General features: G+C 41.1%; 16 protein-coding genes and 1 other RNA gene. 4 read left to right on the top strand and 13 right to left on the bottom strand.

Annotation, left to right across the window (positions count from 1 at the left end):
• Window positions 1-176: 176 nt before the first annotated feature.
• Window positions 177-857: a ribonuclease T gene (rnt, locus tag E5N72_RS08625; protein WP_135924092.1), complete on the top strand. Its 681-nt coding sequence runs from the start codon at window positions 177-179 to the stop codon at window positions 855-857.
• Here the strand turns inward: rnt and E5N72_RS08630 are convergent.
• Window positions 841-2,466, bottom strand: a complete 1,626-nt coding sequence (locus E5N72_RS08630) for a FapA family protein (RefSeq protein ID WP_135924093.1) — start codon at window positions 2,464-2,466, stop codon at window positions 841-843. The genes rnt and E5N72_RS08630 overlap by 17 nt on opposite strands.
• 277 nt (window positions 2,467-2,743) lie before the next feature.
• On the opposite strand from E5N72_RS08630, the gene ssrA reads away from it, so the two are divergent.
• Window positions 2,744-3,101, top strand: a transfer-messenger RNA (tmRNA) gene (gene ssrA / locus E5N72_RS08635).
• A 136-nt stretch (window positions 3,102-3,237) separates the two neighbouring features.
• Window positions 3,238-4,620: a tyrosine-type recombinase/integrase gene (locus E5N72_RS08640; RefSeq protein WP_135924094.1), complete on the top strand. Its 1,383-nt coding sequence runs from the start codon at window positions 3,238-3,240 to the stop codon at window positions 4,618-4,620.
• A 168-nt stretch (window positions 4,621-4,788) separates the two neighbouring features.
• On the opposite strand, the gene E5N72_RS08650 is transcribed toward E5N72_RS08640, so the two are convergent.
• From E5N72_RS08650 to E5N72_RS08690, 9 genes are all read right to left on the bottom strand, one after another.
• On the bottom strand, window positions 4,789-4,983 hold the full coding sequence (locus E5N72_RS08650; protein ID WP_135924096.1) for a Rha family transcriptional regulator: 195 nt from the start codon (window positions 4,981-4,983) through the stop codon (window positions 4,789-4,791).
• 180 nt (window positions 4,984-5,163) lie between these two features.
• On the bottom strand, window positions 5,164-6,108 hold the full coding sequence (locus E5N72_RS08655; protein ID WP_135924097.1) for a hypothetical protein: 945 nt from the start codon (window positions 6,106-6,108) through the stop codon (window positions 5,164-5,166).
• Between the two features lie 142 nt (window positions 6,109-6,250).
• Window positions 6,251-6,454, bottom strand: a complete 204-nt coding sequence (locus tag E5N72_RS08660; protein WP_135924098.1) for a hypothetical protein — start codon at window positions 6,452-6,454, stop codon at window positions 6,251-6,253.
• A gap of 79 nt (window positions 6,455-6,533) precedes the next feature.
• A complete protein-coding gene (locus tag E5N72_RS08665) occupies window positions 6,534-7,112 on the bottom strand; it encodes a recombinase family protein (RefSeq protein ID WP_135924099.1) in 579 nt (192 codons plus the stop codon).
• A gap of 127 nt (window positions 7,113-7,239) precedes the next feature.
• A complete protein-coding gene (locus E5N72_RS08670) occupies window positions 7,240-8,337 on the bottom strand; it encodes an FRG domain-containing protein (protein ID WP_135924100.1) in 1,098 nt (365 codons plus the stop codon).
• 441 nt (window positions 8,338-8,778) lie between these two features.
• Window positions 8,779-11,787 carry a hypothetical protein gene (locus E5N72_RS08675; protein ID WP_135924101.1) on the bottom strand — a complete coding sequence of 1,003 codons (3,009 nt, stop codon included), beginning with the start codon at window positions 11,785-11,787 and terminating at the stop codon, window positions 8,779-8,781.
• A 171-nt stretch (window positions 11,788-11,958) separates the two neighbouring features.
• A complete protein-coding gene (locus tag E5N72_RS08680) occupies window positions 11,959-12,846 on the bottom strand; it encodes a hypothetical protein (protein ID WP_135924102.1) in 888 nt (295 codons plus the stop codon).
• 50 nt (window positions 12,847-12,896) lie between these two features.
• A complete protein-coding gene (locus E5N72_RS08685) occupies window positions 12,897-14,456 on the bottom strand; it encodes a DUF2235 domain-containing protein (protein ID WP_135924103.1) in 1,560 nt (519 codons plus the stop codon).
• Between the two features lie 269 nt (window positions 14,457-14,725).
• The gene (locus E5N72_RS08690) at window positions 14,726-15,442 is read right to left on the bottom strand and encodes an enoyl-CoA hydratase/isomerase family protein (protein WP_135924104.1); all 717 of its coding nucleotides are present in this window, start codon (window positions 15,440-15,442) and stop codon (window positions 14,726-14,728) included.
• 205 nt (window positions 15,443-15,647) lie between these two features.
• Between E5N72_RS08690 and E5N72_RS08695 the strand changes: the two genes are divergently transcribed.
• Window positions 15,648-16,421: a sulfite exporter TauE/SafE family protein gene (locus E5N72_RS08695; protein ID WP_135924105.1), complete on the top strand. Its 774-nt coding sequence runs from the start codon at window positions 15,648-15,650 to the stop codon at window positions 16,419-16,421.
• Here E5N72_RS08695 and E5N72_RS08700 read toward each other — a convergent pair.
• From E5N72_RS08700 to E5N72_RS08710, 3 genes are all read right to left on the bottom strand, one after another.
• Window positions 16,411-17,889 (bottom strand): methyl-accepting chemotaxis protein, encoded by a 1,479-nt coding sequence (locus tag E5N72_RS08700; RefSeq protein ID WP_135924106.1) that lies wholly within the window; start codon window positions 17,887-17,889, stop codon window positions 16,411-16,413. The two genes, E5N72_RS08695 and E5N72_RS08700, sit on opposite strands and share 11 nt — an antisense overlap.
• Window positions 17,890-17,896: 7 nt before the next feature.
• The gene (locus E5N72_RS08705) at window positions 17,897-18,733 is read right to left on the bottom strand and encodes a transporter substrate-binding domain-containing protein (protein WP_135924107.1); all 837 of its coding nucleotides are present in this window, start codon (window positions 18,731-18,733) and stop codon (window positions 17,897-17,899) included.
• An 83-nt stretch (window positions 18,734-18,816) separates the two neighbouring features.
• Window positions 18,817-19,452: an SDR family oxidoreductase gene (locus tag E5N72_RS08710; RefSeq protein ID WP_135924108.1), complete on the bottom strand. Its 636-nt coding sequence runs from the start codon at window positions 19,450-19,452 to the stop codon at window positions 18,817-18,819.
• Between the last annotated feature and the right edge of the window lie 121 nt (window positions 19,453-19,573).

Genomic DNA, 19,573 nt, shown 5'->3' on the forward strand with positions numbered 1-19,573 from the left:
GCAAGTTTGTGTGCTAAATAGTTAAAACTGCATAGCACAGCGCTAGCTGATTAGTTTAAAGCAAATAATGTGCCTAAAAACTTGTTAAGAATATACGATTTCAGTGTATTACCCCTAGCAGAGCAGCCGTGGTTTTTGACATAATAGCCAGCTTACACTGGCAAACCAAGAAGACTATGGAAAATACTGAACAAACTCTTTTCGCAAAACGCTTTCGTGGCTTTTTTCCTGTTGTGATTGATGTTGAAACTGCAGGCTTTAATAAAGACACCGATGCGCTATTAGAAATTGCCGCATCTGTATTAAAAATGGATGAACACGGTGTGTTAAGTATTGATCACACAGTTCATTTTCATGTTGAGCCATTTGAAGGCGCGAATATCGAGCAAGCGGCTATTGAGTTTAATGGTATTGATCCGTTTTCAGCTTTACGTGGTGCTGTACCAGAAGAAGAAGCGATTAAAGAGATCTGTAAAGTTGTGCGCAAGGCACAAAAAGCAGCAGGTTGTCAGCGTTCAGTGGTTGTAGCACATAACGCAGCGTTTGATCACGGCTTTTTAAATGCAGCGATTGAGCGTTGTAAAATTAAGCGCACACCATTTCATCCATTTGTTAGCTTTGATACCACCTCACTTGCAGGGCTTGCGTTAGGGCAAACCGTTTTAGCCAAAGCGTGTAGAGCTGCTGGCATTGAGTTTGATAACAAACAAGCTCACTCAGCGCTTTATGATACCGAACGCACCGCCGAGCTTTTTTGTTTGATCGTTAATCGCTGGCAGCAACTTGGTGGTTGGCCGCTACCAGAAACCGAAGTAACTGAAGAAGAACAAGACTCAGCCGCTAAAACGACTGAGTAATTTTTCCTTCAACATAGCGCAGCATATTAGGAGGGTAGATACGTGAAAACTGTTTACTCTCTTGCGCAATCTTAAGCTCCACCCCTGGGTGCATCAACTCATTTACTTTAAGCCTGCTTGTTGCTAGTAACCGTGAAATTTTTAGTTTGACCAAATGCTTTTTCTTTTTCGTACTGGCCGTTTTTAACTTAATTTGCTGCTCACTTGCAGTAATCTTATTAATGTAATGAGCCCGTTGTGTTGCATCTGGGATCTTGTTGGCTTTTTTGCGTGCTTGCTGTAGGGCAGCGGCTTTTGTTGCTAATAACTTTTCAAAGTCATTAATTTGTTGCTGCTTTTGGCGTAAATCATGCCAGTACTGCGCTATAAAAACACGAGTTTTGGTGCCTGATGGCGCACCAAGCTCGCCTGTTTCAATTCGCATAGCATCTAAAATATTGCCACCAATAATTTTACCGCGAGGATTGTTCGCTTTGCCCACACGAATAAGTCGTCTAGCACTTAAATCACAGTGCAATGCTTGGCGCTCTATAAACAGATCTTGCTGTGTTTTAATGTGGCAATATTGAGCATAACCAACAGAAATAGTGCGCTCGGCGGTAATATTGCAAGTAAAGGAATCTGCATTATCACGTTTACGACCAATCGCACCTAGCATAATCGTCACTTCGCTCTTGCTTTCAATAGTCGCTGATTCGACAAAACCTAAGACTGTAATATCGCCCGTTGCTTTAACGAACATACCATCTTTAACATCACCACTGATAATAACACTGCCATCAAACTCAACATGACCTGTACTTACATCAACATGATGAAAACACAATACATCATCAACACGCATACCACGGGGTAGGGCAACAGGCACCCCTTTAGCATCCGCGATCAGCATATTGCTATTAGCTGGGTCAATTCGTGTGCCTTCGAATGGTTCAAGAGGGAGATCTTTTCCGGGTTTAGCGGGTAAAACATCACCAAATACAGTAAAGCCATCTTCTCCACCGGTTGCAGGAACTCGCTGCATTAACGGCGTCCCAGGCTTAACTGTGATAATGGCACCTAAGTTGCGCATATCCACTTTACCGCCAGTGGTTTCTTGTGGGCTTAATACGCGGTCTTGTGCTGTTGAGCATAAACGCACGAATTTAGCATCAGTGCCTTCTTTGGGCATTCTGCCATGTGCAATAATAGCGGAGTAATGGGCGCCGGGGGGCTGTTTAAATTGTTGCCCTAAAAATGTATCAAGCGCTCGGATACTAATACCTTTTACAACACCGGCTTCAGCCAGCATTGCTTTAGCACAGTCCATGCTGATAATTTTTCCACCGCGGGCAGTTGTTATACTTGCTTCAACCACCATGTTTTTTTCATCAATGCTAATTTTTAACTGTGCATCTACAGCTTTAGCAACAATCAAAGACTGAGTTTGGTAATGGCTACTTGGCGTGAATAGCTTGCCGATATTGGCATCTACTAACTCAAAATTAGCATAAGGCGATTGTTCAATCGCTTCTATCAATTGTGCACTATTGATAGGAAAACCCGCATCTCGTGGGTGTTCTTGCAAAGAGACATCACCACTTTGCTTATCGAAGGTAAACATCGACATTTAGTAAGTCCTGTAAAATACGGCTTGTTATTATAGTTATGTGTTGCTACAGGATTTTTATAGTAGAGGTAACAACAACCCCCATTTCAGCACAACTTTTGTACTATGTTAAGATAATGTATGCATTAAATGTAAAAATATGTATAAAAACTGATATTTCCTGTTTGAAATTTCAGCATTCAAAGGGACTTAGCAAAAATAACCTCATTAATGCCTTGAGTAAAAACGACTTACTCAGTTATACTGCTTGCACACTCTGAATGAGATACCAAATTCAGGGGCTGATTAGGATTCGACGGAATTCAAGACGCCCGAGGTGCATGTCGAGGTGCGGTTGGCCTCGTAAAAAAGCCGCAATTTAAAGTAATCGCAAACGACGATAACTACGCTCTAGCGGCATAATAGCCCGCTAGCACTTCTCCGGTGTATGTCTGTGGACCCGGTTCTGAAGTGTCACCCTACACAGACTCGCTGCGGAAACCCTGGCCGGGGTTGAAGGGCTAAAACTAAGCGGCCTCGCCTTTGCAGATCGTGTTCGTCCGAGCTGTAAAGGTTAACTAAAAGACGATACTAAGCATGTAGTACCAAAGGTCGAGGCTTTTCGGACGGGGGTTCAAATCCCCCCAGCTCCACCAACACCTAGAGAAACCCTAAGTTACGAGTAAAATCAATGGCTTAGGGTTTTTCTTTATCCACTCATTCGGGGAACCTTTTCGGGGAACCTCTTTTAATCTAAAATACTCCCAAGTTAAATCAACACGTTAAGGTACTATGGCTAAATGGAAGCGACCAAGTGGCTACCGTGGGATAGCTATTCGCGGAAATACATACTTTGCTCGTCTTACGGTTCCTGAGGACGTTCGCGAGGTAATCGGTAAGTCTGAGTTCTGGAAAACTCTCGAAACTGACGATATTCATATCGCCCAAAAGCGAGCCGCCCTATATATACTCGAATGGAAGGCACAGATTAAACAAGCGAGAGGAGCGTCTAGCGCCGTTAAGGACGCACTCCAATGGAAACGTGAGCTTGAGGCGGAAAAACGTCGAGAAGCGCCCCTCATTGCGCAGCTACAAGCCCGATCTGAGGACGGTCAACTCTGCGCCCATCAGGTAAATGAATTGGGCCTAGGAAGTAAAGAGCATGAATTCTCGGAGTACCTCGATCAAGTTGCTGATAGGAAAGGCCCTGACGCGGCTAGGACTTTATCGAACATAGTCTATGGTGAGTCACTCCCCTGTACGACTTACCTTGAAGAATGGCTCAAGTCCCAAGAAGGGAAGTTAATCCCACGGACAATAAAACAAAGGCACACAGCGATATTGAGGCTCAATGATAAATTCCCTGTCTTACCTATTAAAAAGACTGAGGTCGCAAGGTGGATCATTGAACAAGAAGCCGAAGGGAAAGCCGAAGCCACAATTAAGGGCCTCATTGGCTCCTGTCGCTCGTTCTATGACTACCTAATGCGTATGGGCTACTTAGACCCCGAAGGCGTTAATCCCTTTGAAGGACACAAGTACAGTAAGAAGAAAAAGGCCAGCCGCAAAGAACAACGTCAAGCATGGGAAGTTGAAGACGTCATCAAGCTGGTGGCTAAGGCAAAGAGTAAAAGCGGCGATGCTAACTTACATGACTTAATCCTTCTCGGGGCCTATACAGGCGCAAGGATCGAGGAGATAGCTCAGTTAAAAGTGGAAGACGTTAAGACCAAAGACGGCATAACCTTTTTGTCGATTGACGAGTCAAAGTCTAACGCTGGTCTTCGCGATATTCCTGTTCATAACGACATTCTTCCCCTAGTCAATTCTCTAGCGGAGAGTAGTCCTGACGGCTACCTTTTGCCTAACGAGAAAATAACAAGCAATGGCGAGCGCTCATCGGCTATCGGGAAGCGATTCGGGCGACTTAAAAGGTCTTTAGGTTATGACGAACGATATGTGTTTCATTCACTGAGGAAAACCTTGTCGACCTTGCTCGAGCGCTTAGGTCTACACCATAACCAAGCCGCAGAGATAACAGGACACGAGAAAGTAGGGGAAACTTATGGGACCTACTCTGTGGGATTAACTATTGTAGAAAAGGCCGAGCTGCTTAATCGGATTACGTACCAAGGCTTAAACGTAGAACCCAAGGAGGGCAAAAGGAGGCCATAACCTTCCTCGAATTCCCGCCAACGTCTAACGACGGCATAGCGGCGAGCCGTGTCGTACTTCGTGACAAGGGTCATCGTAGAGTCGCGGTCTAGGCGGTATTGCTTGCGGGTTTCTCCGTTGGCGTCCTCGTAGTTGTCCAAAAAATCAACGGGCTGGATTTTCAGCTCGTTAAACATCTTTTCGCAGTCCGCTCGGCTCAAAGTTGAGCTCAGTAAAGTTTTTCTCGGTGTCTCGCACTAAAAAATCAACCGCCCCAAAATTGGGGGCGTTAAACATAGCCTCGACGTCTCGAACGACGTTGTCGTGACGTTTCCCCGTTAGCTCCGCGATCTCGCGGCTGGTCATTGTGTATTTAAGGTTCATTCACTAGAGCCTTACTCTGCCTTTAGGTCTAACCCTCTGGGAACCCCGTCGCTAAAGGGGCCGGAGCTAGGAACAAAATAAACCCTGCCCCAAAGGCCCCCAGAATTTAAACAACGGGGCCAGAATTACCCTCGAGGACAGCCCCAGAAAGGACCCGTAAGCCTTCCCAAGGCATAACCGTTAGTCTTCTCCGAAATACTCGAGAAAAGAGTCGTCTGGCTTGCTGTCGAGCTGTTCTTTGGCCTTCATTAGATACATCGACAAAGCTTGGACCTGTGCCTTGGGGCTTGCTCCCTTCAAGATATAGGATAAGTCTCCAGCTAACTCCTGAGCTTCGCTTTTCGTCCTTTCTCGTTCCTTTTCGGCTCTTTCAATTAAGGGCGTTATGTCCCCACCCTCGAGGACCATTCTCCATGCCTTTACAGTCGACTTCGTCGGAAATCCCTTAGCGTCGTACTTAATTTTTAGGAGATCCCCTAGGGTATCTTTAATTGCCCCCCTGAGGGCTACTTTTACGTCATTCAGGGGGAGGTCTTCGAGATTGGCTTCGGTCCTTGCGAACCTAGCAAGGGATATATATTCAGCTAATGTGGAGCGAGAGAACACATCTCCGTACTTCTTCATCAGCCTATCGGCCCCTTCGGTATGAGCCCCAAGGAGGAGGAGCCTAAAAACGTGGGCTTTCTTCTCGTTAGCACTAATAACTAAGGGTCGTTGATAGTTAGCCTCGAGGGCTGCCAGCATGAGGTCAACCATTGAGTTTCCTTCGACTTCTTTAATGCTGACTCTTACCTCGAGACCATGCTTAGACTTAATAGCCTTATAACGTTGATAGCCGTCCACCAGCACTAACGTGTCTTCGGTAAGTCTATTCTTGTAGTTCTCGGGTAGGTCCTTAGGGGGCTTAGCTACAAGCAACGGTGGAATGGAGGCCCCGATCGAAGGTCCTTGAGCTGCGGGTATAACGTCCCGCTCTGTTCCGCTGGCAATGGCTTTACGGTGTTCTTCCGTAAGGGACTCGAGGGCATCCGCTTTAGCTTTGGAACCTGAGTCTAAGGGCTCTCTCGCGGTTACTTCCTTTACTGGGAGAATGGTCGATAAGGGGACTTTACGGGCTCTGCCCATGAGGTTCTGCTCCTTATAAATAAAAAAATAAAAAGTCAGACCCTAAGCGGCGTAAAGACCACGTACAGCGGTGCCTCGGGACGACTTAGGGGGTTCTTTGGAGGGTCCTATAGATACACTATAAAATACAGACCCTCGGGGGTTATTCAGAAATACCGACCCAGCAGCCAAAATGGGAGATTATCGCGGGCTTCTTGTCGATTAACCATTCTACCGCTGTGTCTGCGTTCGTGGCGAACCACTTATCGACGTGACCGACGTGGGTCATGTTGTAGATCTCGCAGTCTTCAATGACGGTCTCGTCGCCTACTAAAATGTCTTGAACTAGGTGTGTTTGATCGATCATATTTCCGTACTCCTTAATCGAAAGTGCGGGAGCTTACGATGGATTTATGGCTTTGACAATGAAGCTCCCACGAGTGGGACTATTTCTGAGGTTGGTTCTCACGCATCTCTTTGATTATCTTAAAGACTGATGTTTTACCAATGCCTGTCTCTCTGACGATTTGAGCGGGTTTAATTCCGTCTGAATACATTCTCTTTACCTTAGCCTTTTTCTCGTCGGAGAGTGGCGCTCTGCCCTTATAAACACCTTTAGCTTTCGCCTTAGCGATACCTTCGAGTTGCCTTTCTTTACGAAGGTTCGTTTCGAACTCCGCGAAGACACCTAGCATATCAAGGAATGCTTTTCCTGCGGCTGTCTTTGTGTCGACGGGTTGCTCTGTGGCTTCAAGGTGAATGCCTCGAGATTTAAGGTCGTGGACTATGTCTTGTAGGTCCTTAAGAGAGCGAGCTAGACGGTCGATTCTAGTAACGACAAGCGTGTCACCTTCCCTTAAGATCTCGAGGACAAGGGATAACTCCGAACGGCCTTCTCGAGTTGTTCCCGAGGCATTTTCCTCAAAGATACGGTCGCACTTGGCTGCCTCTAAGGCTTCCCGTTGAATGCTGGTGGATTGGTCAAGAGTTGAGACTCGGGCATAGCCATAACGATGAGCTGCCATTATACCTCCAATAGTTCATTTAGGCTCTAGAGGTCTGCATCCTATGATGGAGTTCATGGAAGATCAAGTCTAAACGAACTACTTTTCGGTTCATGCTAAAAGTCCGCTATGGGTATACCCTTTTGGCCTAAAAGTACATCTCAGTTAATGACTTACAGACTCCATCAACCCCTGGAAAAAGAGTTGAAGCTGTAATACCCATGATTTCTAGATCTTTCATTACTGTGGCTCTTTCGGAGTGGGGGATATCAAAGACAGTTAAGTATCTTTTGTTGTTTCTATTCTCATAGAAACGTATGAAGCGCTCAATGCTATAGACATTACTAAATGTAACGAGAGATTGTTGAGGAAGTACTCTGGGGTTGCCTCTTGTAACTAGATTAAAAAGACAAAATGAAGGGCGAGGATCTTCTAACGCAATAGCACGTTCAGGGCCGCTGAGCTCCCACTCTCGACTATCAAACATAAATATTCTTGAAGCCCCGCTTGCATCACCCTTAGGCACAGACTGAAATGCGAAATAGGCAGCGACAAATGGGGAGTTTGACCAATCGAGTAAAGGCGTTGGATAACCATGATGCTGAGCCAAAAATATAAGCTCCGTGTGTTCCTCTGAACTAGCAAAGTCAAATTTGCGGTTTATTGTGGCCGCTATGTGTCGGTGCAAAACAGGAAGATCCTCTTTGGCGTACCTCTGTAAATTTCTACGACCCTGTCTATGAAAATAGGTCTTAAGTGCAAAACTACTGTCGTGTTGACCTCTAAAAATCATCTCGTCGTTTGCATGTTTCGACTGTAGTGCTATCTCTTTAAACTGATTCCAAGTAATCGTGGCATGAGCATCGCTGGCTTCACATTGTTCGGCATTATACAAAGTACCGCTGCCTATGGTTTCAACATCTGTATCCCAACGTGCTGTTAAGTTACCAGCTTCATCAATTTCTGCACTAACATTAATTTCGGTTGGCATTAAGGATTGAGCTTGTTCTGCTGAGAGGGTATCGCCGGGGAGCAAATTAGGAATAACATTGAATGCTTTTCCACTAAGAGTATTTTCTGTTTTTGTTAAGAGTAAGTCGCATGAAAATGACGCTCGATCGGAACCGTATTCATAAACTGTAAGAAAACCTCTATCTAATCTATCGGAGTCAATATTGAGCTGTACGAGGCCATCATTAGTACCTTTAATTTCGCCAATCCACTGACCCCAAAATTGTTCATTCATTACAGACTTCACCAATTAGTTATATAACTATATGAATTATAGCTAATTACAAAGAATGAAGTATACAGTCATAATCAACCAATGGAGATCCATAACTTAAATCTAAATTTACCCTCTTTGCCCCTGTAAACTTTGATGAACCGATTAGTAAAGTAAACGATTGTAGTCCTAATCGGACCTCAAGGGCTGGCGTTCAATTCCCAAAGAGGGAGTTGAACCGAGAAACGAACACAAACAAAATTCGGGGAACCACTTCGGGGAACCTAGATACACAAAAAGCTAACAAATTAGGCAATTAAAGGGCTATAAGACAACAAGAGGTAACCTCCCCCCAGCTCCACCAAATATGAAAAAGGCTGCTCTCAGAGCAGCCTTTTTTATTGCGTATTTTTTGTTTTGAAACCAGCTAATACGTAGAAGAGTAATGACAATTTCAAAGACTCATACTCTTATTACTACTCGTTCCCCAGATTCATTAGATAATGTAATTAATGTTAAAAACAGTGGTGTTTCTAGTTCAATGGCATCTTCTAAAAGTAGAAATAACAACAGTAATCGGGTATTGATCCCTGCGGTGCCCCAGCCTAACTTTGACCAAAAGTCATCAAATGCATTTTTTAATATCCCATTTACATCAATCCAATAATCTAAGTCTTTTTCCAGTGTGTTAGAGAGAAATAATAACCTATTATTCAAATCTTTTATTGCGTTTTCTTGGACTGAATTAGCTTCAAATAAATTTATTGATTCCCTTATTTTTGAAAGTGTGGCAGGAAACCTTTTTAACGCCATAGCAGCTGCGCCTATCTTTTCAAGTTGGCGTTGAATGCCAAGCCATGATTCAAATTTATGTGCCCCATAACCTACATCTCTTATATCCGCTAAATAAAATTTATAATCATTCAATTTACTTAGTTCGGTTTTTATTTGTTTTATATTGATAGATGTTCCATCCTCACCTTCAAATATATGATTAAATAGGTTATTAAAGTCACCAAAACGCTCATCAACTTGAGGGTAAAGCATCAATATATTTAATATACCGTTGTATACAATCTTATTCGTTTTTATTAAGTAAGCTAGGTAAATTACAGCCTTTTGAAACAGCTTTCGTTCGCTTAACGTCTCAAATTGACGAAATACTTCTTTTCCGGATTGCATCGACATCGAGATTTTGCTTTGCGTGTACGGCCCATTCAACTTTAAAGTATATTTTTCCACCGCCGATGAAATTGCACTTTTCGATACAATAGTTGGAATATTAATAGGTAGGTCTCTAGCCCTTGGGTTATTAGACAAATCTAATGAAGCAAAGAAATCTCTTAGTTCCGATACATCATGAAGTTTGTTATCTACATTCGCATACTCAAGCCCAATAGCACCGCTAAAATTAGGGTCTTGGGTAGCTTGTGCGACTCCCAACAAAATACTTAGATTAGCCTCTCTACACTCGCTTAAACCGCTGGCGGTAGCTTTAACCCTATATTCATGTTTTACATACAAATTACCGTTAGCGTCTACATCAATTACCAGGTCAGAGTTTACATCTTTAATTTTATTTAGATCATAGCCTATGATGCTTAGACCTAATCGTGTATTACTATTCAAAATAGTTTCTAATCTAGTTGTTAGTGCTATGACCTCGATAACTTTCTCTTTTGAGAGTGTTTCTATTAAAACAGAAGCCTTTTTCGAATCACCTACAGCCATACAGCAATACATTTCTTCGACCTGAGGAGTTAGTGTGTTTATAATTATTTTCAATTTATGAAGCTCAGAAGAAAACTGAGCTTTATTTGATTCAAGACTTAATCCAAGCTTGATATTTGCAGCTTTTTCAAGCTTAGAAAGGATATTATTTTTAAACTGCTGATATTTGGTAATGACACGGTCAAAATTGTTTTGTGCATTCTGGTCAAATGAATTTAAAGAGTTAGCTACTTCTTCTCCAAATACTGCTAGCGGGCTAAGCTTTTCTCTGGTGGCAGTTTCTACCATTTTTTCGAATTTCTCTGCGTTTTGCGATAATTTTTTTTGTACTTCTTTAATTTTTATAGAAAGGTAATCCTCAGCTTTTTCTGCGAGTTCTTTGCCCTTACCTGTTGTAGTAATTGTTTCATCTAAATCGAATATTCCTAAAAGTTGCAAAATGATTTTTTGAGCTAATTCATTTGCATCAACTTGAGTAGAGATTATTTTTTTATCGACTTCAGCTTTTAATTGAGTATCAATAAGGCTTTTAGTAACGGTATCTATGTCTTCTTGTCCAAATAGGAGTTTTGCAATTGGCTTATACCACTTATCTTCACTGACTTGTCCTGTGATTATATCAAGTAGGCTTTGTCCTAAGTTGCTATTCTCTTCCAAATACTTTACTAATTCATTGCCTTTGCCGAGTAAAATATCTACATATTGTCTCGCCAATGCATCCATCCCTTTTATTTCAGCATCAATTGCAGCTTTAAAGGAGTTTTGATGTTGGTTTTCTTCAAGTATTGTTAATAGGATTTCTAATTTTTGTTGGGTATTGCGATAAACAATAAATTCTAAGTCACCTCTGAGTTCTTGACTTCGAGTCATAGTAACCCCAGTAGTTGCCTGTATATTAATGAGCTTTCCATCTATATCTGTCGAAGTAGCAAGGGACTTTCCAATACCTAACTCACCTGACAATACCAATCCAGAAGTTGCTTTAATTGAGAAAGCTTTGTAGCCTTCAGTTGCCCCAGATAAGGTTACTCTAGATAGTTTTGTGTCTACATTGGATAAGTTCCAAGGTCTAACTTGTGTTTTCAGCATATTCCAAATAACTTTATGTGTAGGAACAGATTCTTCAACTTGGTAATATGAGTCAAATTCAATACTGGCCGCTTTATCTAAGCCTACACCCAGTTTTATTAAGTTAACCTTACCTGATGCAGATGCCTCTACTTTGTATCCGGCACGAGCATCATGATTGACTACACAATACTTTTCAGGGGTGGGTGCTCCAGGTAATTTTTTTAGTTTATCTTTTTGTACAAGAGAAAGGTAAAATGAAGCAGTTGCATTGACATTCAAACCTATATCGACCCAATTTATCGTAGAACTATGCGCTTTTGAAAATTCGATTTCTTCATTTAAACTTTGAATCTGTTCACCGATAGGTGAGTTTAACTCTTCCCATAAATCAAGCGCATTGATAGCTTTATTGTAAACTTCAGATGCTCTGATCTTATCTGCTTCTTCTGCAGGTATGAGTGCTAGTAGTTGCTTGGTCTTATTTTTTACATTTTCAGTAATTGAAATGTTCTCAGAGTTTGATACCAAATTGCGTATATCTTCTAATTTAGAGGTAATATCTTGTGTTTCAGAGGTAACTGAGTGTATATAATCGATTAACTCATTTATTTGGACAGGAGCTAAAAACCTTTCAGGGACTATTCTATCGAGGGAAGATAAAAGTTTCATATGTAATTCCTCTTGATTTGTTACCAAAGATGTTCCGTATCTAATGCACTGAAAGTACGTACAACAAATAAGAAATCAACTTAAAAAATCGTATAACAATTATTTGTTTTACACTTTCTTAAATCTTATAAGCGTTGAATAAAGTGTTTAATTTATTTTTCGTTTAATTTGTTACTCAAGACTAATAGTTTTTATGGCATATCTAGGTGTTTTAATATCTAGAGCATTCAAGTTTTCACTAACGATAGGGGGAGCTTGTACCTGAATTTTGTATACATCATTTACATATAGGTAGAAGAATAAAAATGACATAAATAAAATCATTAAACCTATCACCGAAGAGCTAAATTCAATGCCAGTTTTACCTATCTTGAAGGTAGCATTACTGGAACTTTCTGGTTGTTGAGTTTTTAATTTAAATTGCAAGTACGAAAGGTAAAAACCACCTAGTACAAGAAGAATAACAATAATGAAAATACCTATAGTCATCCAATACTGTAGTTCATAAGCTTCTTCAGTTACGGTCATTAACTTTTTTTGATGAAGTAATAACTCTCTTTTTAAGCTTACATTAATCGATGGGTTTTCAGTTTCACTCTTGAGCGTTTCATACTGATAATCTAACTCTGCGGCAGCAATCCTTTCGAAAGGATCTGGCGATTCAGAAGCCATTTCCTTACAGGTCTTGAACTTAGGGTATTTTTTACAAAAGTCTTTAAAATTAAATGGCTTTATTGTTGGCGATGGAGACGGAATCAATATAGGCAAGCTAGGAACAATCATCTTATCTGGATCGCAGTCAACACATATATCGGAGTTATTTGTTAGTGATTTAAAATTAAGAGACTTAATTTGGTCGGGCAAAAGTATTGCTTCATTATTTAATTTCCCTTTTGGAATTATTAAAATATTAAATTCTTTATAAAAATCTTGTTCTTTTATTCGTTTTTCGAGCAAGGCACTACTCTCCTGGATATTTTCATTTGCAAAAGAATTGAAAGAAAAAAGGAGAGGTGTTACGAAAAAGAGCAGAACCAATCTTTTGTGTTTAATTAACATATTGACAACCTCCTTGCTAAACTTGAGAGTAAGAGCCTGAAAAATAGTGATTAGTTAACTCTCAAAACTTTCACGGTTATAAAACCAACGTTATTGGCCATTTTTGACTTAATGTCATTAGCAAAAAAAGTGAGCTCACCATCTTTGCTGGCTTTAAACTCGCCATTACAGCCTACAGCTTTTGCTTGATTATCATCTCTTCCTACAGAGCAGCATAAAGTAAACCAGTCAACTGATTTAACTCGCTTTAATCTGCGAGCAAGCTTTATAGGCAGCTCTTTCCAACCAAGCTGGACAGTGTCAGTATTCCAACCATCGGCATTGCATTTAACGCTGCCATCGCTCCAAACATCGTCTGCTTGAGAGGTAATTAAATAGACTTCACCTGTTTCTACTAAAATACCTGAGTGATTAAATAGTTTTGATGAATCAACTTCTATCTCAATTGATTCATTAACCTCCAATGCAAACCATACTGGTCTTGGGTTATTGCAGTAACTTTTAACTCCGAAGCCATTTATTGGCTCGTCCTTAAAGGCAAAAAATACATTGTGCGAGACGTTTGCCAATGACTTAGGGCGGTAATCTTTGTCAAATGCAATTCGTTCGGTAATTGAGTTATGAATAACAGGTTTATGCTTACTCGATAGCTTATCTTTATCTATTACACAACATAAGCGATCTTCAAGAGTGAGCCAGTCAACAATTGGCCAGCGATCTTGTTGATGATTTTTACCAAGAGCAGTAGCTTCTCTTTGGAGATCATCAAGTCCAATCATGTTTTTTAACCTTAATGGTAACGCCTTTTGAAGCGCTTTTTCTGAAGGGATTTTTAATTCAGGATCTAGCAGGTCAAACATTTTAACTTGGTAAGCAATCCAATTGATAAGATAAGAAAGTGTTAAATCTGATAAGCCATCACGATAATAACCTCCACCGACATCACTATGGGCACCTGCAAACCATATCTCAGTGATTCGGGTTTCTTCATAGTTCATTAGTGTTGGTTGAAATGCTTTCCGCTTGTCATCCAAGCTGACGAGGTGAGTTGCTTGTTTGATTATTTTTGAAATAGTATGCCCATTTTCGAAAACAACTTCATAGTCAGGGCGTTCAGCTTTACTTAAATTAGGCAGGCCGATGCTAGCCACGGTGTCAAATGCTGCTAAATAAATAAAAGGTGTTGTTTGTTTATTTAATAAGGGGGATTTTTCAATAATTTTTGAACAAAAGCGACGGGCTAGGGCTGCCCCTCTTGAAAAACCAGTGACAATAACTTGATCGCCTTTTTGATAAACCCGATTAAAGTCATTAATCGCTTTTATCAAAATTGTTCTGACGTCTTTTTTTTCAGGAGATAGCCCCTGATTAATTAACCGAGACCACCAGTTGCCATAGGTACCAACACCTTGGTAATAGAAGCAGTTATCGATATTACTGTGTGTTGATGAGCCTCTATATTCATCATCATGTAAATTACCACCTACCATGAAGTGAAATTTCAAAATATTGGTAATATTATCGTCTTCTTTTTTGCCTTTTTTGACAATTTGTAAGGCGTCTTCAGGCTCGTTGCCAGTGCCATCGAAGTTGAAAATATGAAGTGCCATAACTCCTCCATGAGTAAATGAAACTAGCTAACAGCTTCGAGACTTCATGAATAGCTATGTATTTAAAGGTTGGTTACAAGTGTAGTTTTAATGTTAAACTTTGCAACTCTGAAATTTCCTATTCTGCTTTCTAAACTTTCAATCCCCTGAAAAACAGATGATTTTACTTCTATATTTCATTAGTTGGAACAGCTGGTTGTAAAGAGGCGAAGGTATTTTAAAACCCCTCCAAACTTTGAAGGGGAGGTGGATTTCTAATTTCTCTGGTATCAAACAACCAACTGAACGGCATCAATAATCGGTTTGTTTTCGATATCTATGGTGTCGATGATGTGTTTGTGTAGGCGCTTTTTGTGCTCGGCGAAAATAGCGCGTTTTTTATCGAATTGGCTGGCAAATTCGAGGGCGGTATTTAACAAGGTTTCGTTGTCTGGGCAGGCTTGTTCGATAACATGATCAGCGGCAAGTTCGTCTGCAGTAACACGGCGGCCCGTTAGCATCATCTCGTTAAAACGATAGTCTGGAATGGCTTTTTTAATGAAGGCGAGCATGCCCGGTAAAAACGGAATTGATAAGTCCACTTCGGGGAAGCAGAAGAAACCACGGTCGCTTTGCATAAACCTAAAATCACAGGCGCACGATAAAATTGCGCCATTACCAAATGCATGGCCGTTTATCGCTGCGATTACTGGCATTGGGAACAGTAATAGGCGTTTGAATACCGCGTCCATTGAGTGCATAAAGCCACTTACTTCTGCAAATTTTTGTGTTTTTAATGCGGGCATAAGCCAATCGGTGTCTATGCCTAAACTCCATGATTTTTCGCTGCTTGAAGTGATCACCAGTGCTTTGTGTTCAGGGTTACTTTCGATTTCGTCAAGGCAAGTTAAAAAGGCCTCTGCAAAAGCAGGATTGTGGCGATTTTCAGCTGTTGTCATAGTTAATATAGCAACAGATCCTTGTGTACTTACATTCATCAGTGTCATGCTGTGCCTTTAATTTTATTGTGTTGTGGGCATAGTTATATACCATCGGTTTAACAAAATAAACCACAAGTCTGACCAGTTGTGAATTTAGGGGCACTTCTCTTTTGGTTGATATGGTCTTTTAGTCGAAACGATTTTCCAATTTGTCGCTAATAGTGGTGAGTCATGGTAGCGTTAGATCAAACACACTATTTAAAGCATAACAATGGATTTGATCAGTTGGCAGTTTTTGGGTGGAGATTTATTAAGTCCGATCAGCACAATAATGCTCATTGTGGTTGCCGGCTTTACTTCAATGATTTCAGCAGCTTTTGGTGCGGGTGGCGGTTTAATGTTGCTGGTGATCATGGCAACTATGCTTCCTATGAGTGTGGTTATTCCTGTTCATGGCTTAGTGCAGTTAGGCTCTAATGCAAACCGCTTTTTGTTCACGTTTAAACATATTGATGGTGCTATGTTTGTGTACTTCTCTTTAGGGGGAGTCATAGGTGCGCTGGTTGCTTCAACGATTGTCACATCAATTCCGCTTGAATTAATGAAAATAGTCGTTGCCGCCTTTGTGCTTTATTTACTGTGGGGAGTTACGCCGAAGCTTAGAGAAACCTCAAAGTTATGGCGTGTTCTCGCTGGGCTTTGGACCACGTTTATCTCGATGTTTGTAGGGGCAAGTGGGCCTTTGGTTGGCAGCTGCTTATATGTAAATAATTATAATAAGCTTAAATTTACCTCCACATTCTCAAGCTGCATGACAGTGCAACATACCTTAAAAGCGATTTTATATGGGGCTGTCGGGTTTGCATTTTGGCAGTGGTTGCCGCTGGTTATGCTCATGATAGTTAGCGGCGCTTTAGGTACTTGGTTTGGCCTTAAGTTATTGCACCGCATTTCGTCAGATAAATTTAAAAAGATTTTTCGTTTAGTGTTAACGGTGCTTTCCCTGCAACTTGCGTGGCAGGGGATCATGGCTTTTAATATTTAAATAAACCCAGTTTAGCAACGATGCCGCGCTCTAATTCGTTAAGCTGGCCTATGGTGTTATCAAGGTGTTGAGCTTCTTGCGATAGGCTCTTAGCGCCTTGGTTAATGAGTTGCATGGTATTTAATATATCAGCGGTCACACTGGTTTGCTCTTCAGAACTTGCTGCAACGCTCTCGTTCATTTGATTAATGGTATTGATTTGTTTAGCAATATCTTTAAACACTGCTTGGCTTTTTTGATTTGCTTGGCTCACTTTATCGCTCAGTGACTTGCTTTGCTCCGTAGCGGTTACGCAATCAGAGGTATTATTGTGTAGCGATACAATAATCGACTCAATCTCAGACGTTGAATCATAGGTTTTACTAGCAAGCGCTCTTACTTCATCGGCTACCACAGCAAAGCCACGACCAGATTCACCTGCACGAGCTGCTTCAATAGCAGCATTTAAAGCCAGTAAATTGGTTTGCTCGGCAATACTTTTTATAACATCGAGCACTTGGCTAATTTCATTACTACTGGCGTTTAGTTGTTTAACTACGTTTGATGTATGGTCAAGTTGTGCAGCTAATTCGTCAACCATGTTGCCATTGGCATTCATATTTTGTTCGCCTTGTTGGCATAAGCGATGAACGTCGGTGGTTTGCTGCGCGGTTTGATTAGCTCCTTGGGCAATCTCTTTGGTTGCTTCACTTAACTGACTAAGCGCATTGGTTGCTGAATCAGTGCGGTTATATTCAAGCTCGGCTTCGTTTTTAGAGCGCACAGATGCTTCGTTTACTGTGCTGGCAATCATTTCAAGCTCACTGGCTGTGCTGCCTAGCTCTGTAATTATTTCTTGTACTTGCGCTATAAAGCGATTGAAACCATCAACTAAATAGCCAATTTCATCATTCGATTGGTAGCTAATGCGTTTTGTTAGGTCGCCTTCACCTTTGACAATTTCATCAACAAGGCTATTTACGCTATCGATTGGTTTTATCACTAACAGTCGCACGATATAAATAATCACCACACCCAAGGCGATAAAAGAGACTAGCAAGGTAATAAACATGGTTCGTGTTGATTCAGCAATAGTGCTATGCAGTGCTTGTTGTGAGTAACCAATTTTTATATGACCTATTAAATTATCTAAATAGTGCAAATCAATAGTTTTGCTAACCGATGCACTATTGCTTTGTTTAGCGATAGCGGCAAGTGGCTTATTGCGATGATCTGTCACTGAAATACTATGTACATGTTTGTTTTGCGAAAAAGCTTTAATAATCTGATTGATTAACGGCTCATCATAAGAGAATACCGGTTCAGCTAAAATAACCTGCATTTGCTCATTAAGGGCAGTGATGTCATCTTGCCATTGCTGTGTCTGATTCGACTTTGCCAGCAGGTAGTTTGCGCTGATCACGAAGATCACGCTTAGTAAAAGGCACAAAGACAGTGCCAAAGTCATTTTGTATTTTAATGATTTCATTGTGCGCTCATTGAAATGGGTTAAACCACAAAGGGCTATTTTTATTAGGTGTGTTCGACGATAACGTTGGGTTATCTAGCTCAATAACGCGACGCGAGCTTAAATTGGCTTTTGATAAAACCGTTTGTACTTGGCTGTCTGCCAAAAACATGGCGTTAAATGTGCCATCGGCAATCATCTCGTTTAGGGCATCATTTAGCTGTTTATGTAGTGTGTGATTGTTTTTGTTGACGAAAAAGTAAAGTGGTGCGGTGTACTTAATAACTAAGTATGGCTCAACAGTGAGGTTAAGCTCTGAGTGATTGGCAATTTCATCCCAAGGTTCATTCACCCCACGTGGGAAGTAGTCAAAGCGCTCGCCCTCAAGCATTGGAAACAAGTTAGGGTATTTTAATGTGGTAACAACGGGCAGTTGATTCGCTTTTAATATTTTCGTGTCTGGCCAAGTTTTACCTTGCCCAGCGGTGAAGCGTTTTAAATCTTGTAAACTAGTTACCGAGCTAAACAGCTCGCGATTTTGTGCTTTCACAATCGCGACTCGCATGCCAAGTAAGCCACGAAACAAGGGAATATAAACAGCTTGATAATCTTGCTCTAACTGAGTAGATGTCATGCTCCACATCACATCCAGCTGGTTGTTTTTTACATCGTTTAAGATACGTGCATTAGAGATATCTTTATTGGTTTCGTAAGGATGAACATACTCTAAGCCAGCACGTTCAATGGCGCTGATCAATAATTTGTGGGGAAGGGAGGTATCGCCACTGTAGCTTTGTACTTTTACCGGTGCGGCGAAACAAGCCGACGTAAAAGCAAAGCAAAAAAGAAAAGCAAAATGACGCATAAAGCACCTTTGTTATTATTATGTAAACAATAAACTAAAGTGCTTTACGCGCTTTCTCAATCTTATTTCTTATGCATACGTATTCAATCGCTCAGAAGGCTGTCGATTGATTTATCACCATTAAACAATTCAAACACTCTTGGCTTTTTCGGTGTATGTTCAGCAAGGTATAGCAGGGTATCGGCCACATCTTCACGGTTGATCACCGCATCTTGGCGGGTTGCAGGGCGTGTGGTGGTTAATAATCCCGTTGCTGCATCATTTAACAGAGTGCCAGGTCTGACTATGCTGTAATTTAATTTGCTATTGATTAAATGCTGGTCAGCCATGTGCTTAGCAACTAAATACGGTTTTATACTGCTTTCAATGTTGTCTGGGGCATCAGCACCAATTGAGCTGACCATAATAAAGTGCTTAACCTTGGCATCTGCCGCATAATTAATCGCTTTAACAGCGGCCCATAAATCAATTAATAAGGTTTTATCTGCACCTGTTGAACCACCAGATCCAGCACTAAAAATTACTTGTTCAACGCCCTCGAATGCGCGACTAAAATCGTTTTCGAGGTCTTGCTCAACAATCGTTAAATTATTATTTTCAAGCGTACTCAGTTTGCTCTTGTCTCTAACCAGAGCCACTACGTCATGACCGCTTGCCAGCATTTTTTCGGTGGTCATTTTACCTATTTGACCTGTGGCGCCAATGATTAAGGTCTTCATATCAAACTCCTTCTAATTACTGTGTAAGTAAAGACCTTGGGGTGAGGAATTATTTTTAAAGGGGAAACTAAAAACGAAATTGTAATCAAGAACAATAATGGGGCTAATTAAAGCCCCATCC

This window comes from Pseudoalteromonas sp. MEBiC 03607 (genome assembly GCF_004792295.1).
Classification (GTDB): Bacteria; Pseudomonadota; Gammaproteobacteria; order Enterobacterales; family Alteromonadaceae; genus Pseudoalteromonas; species Pseudoalteromonas lipolytica_C.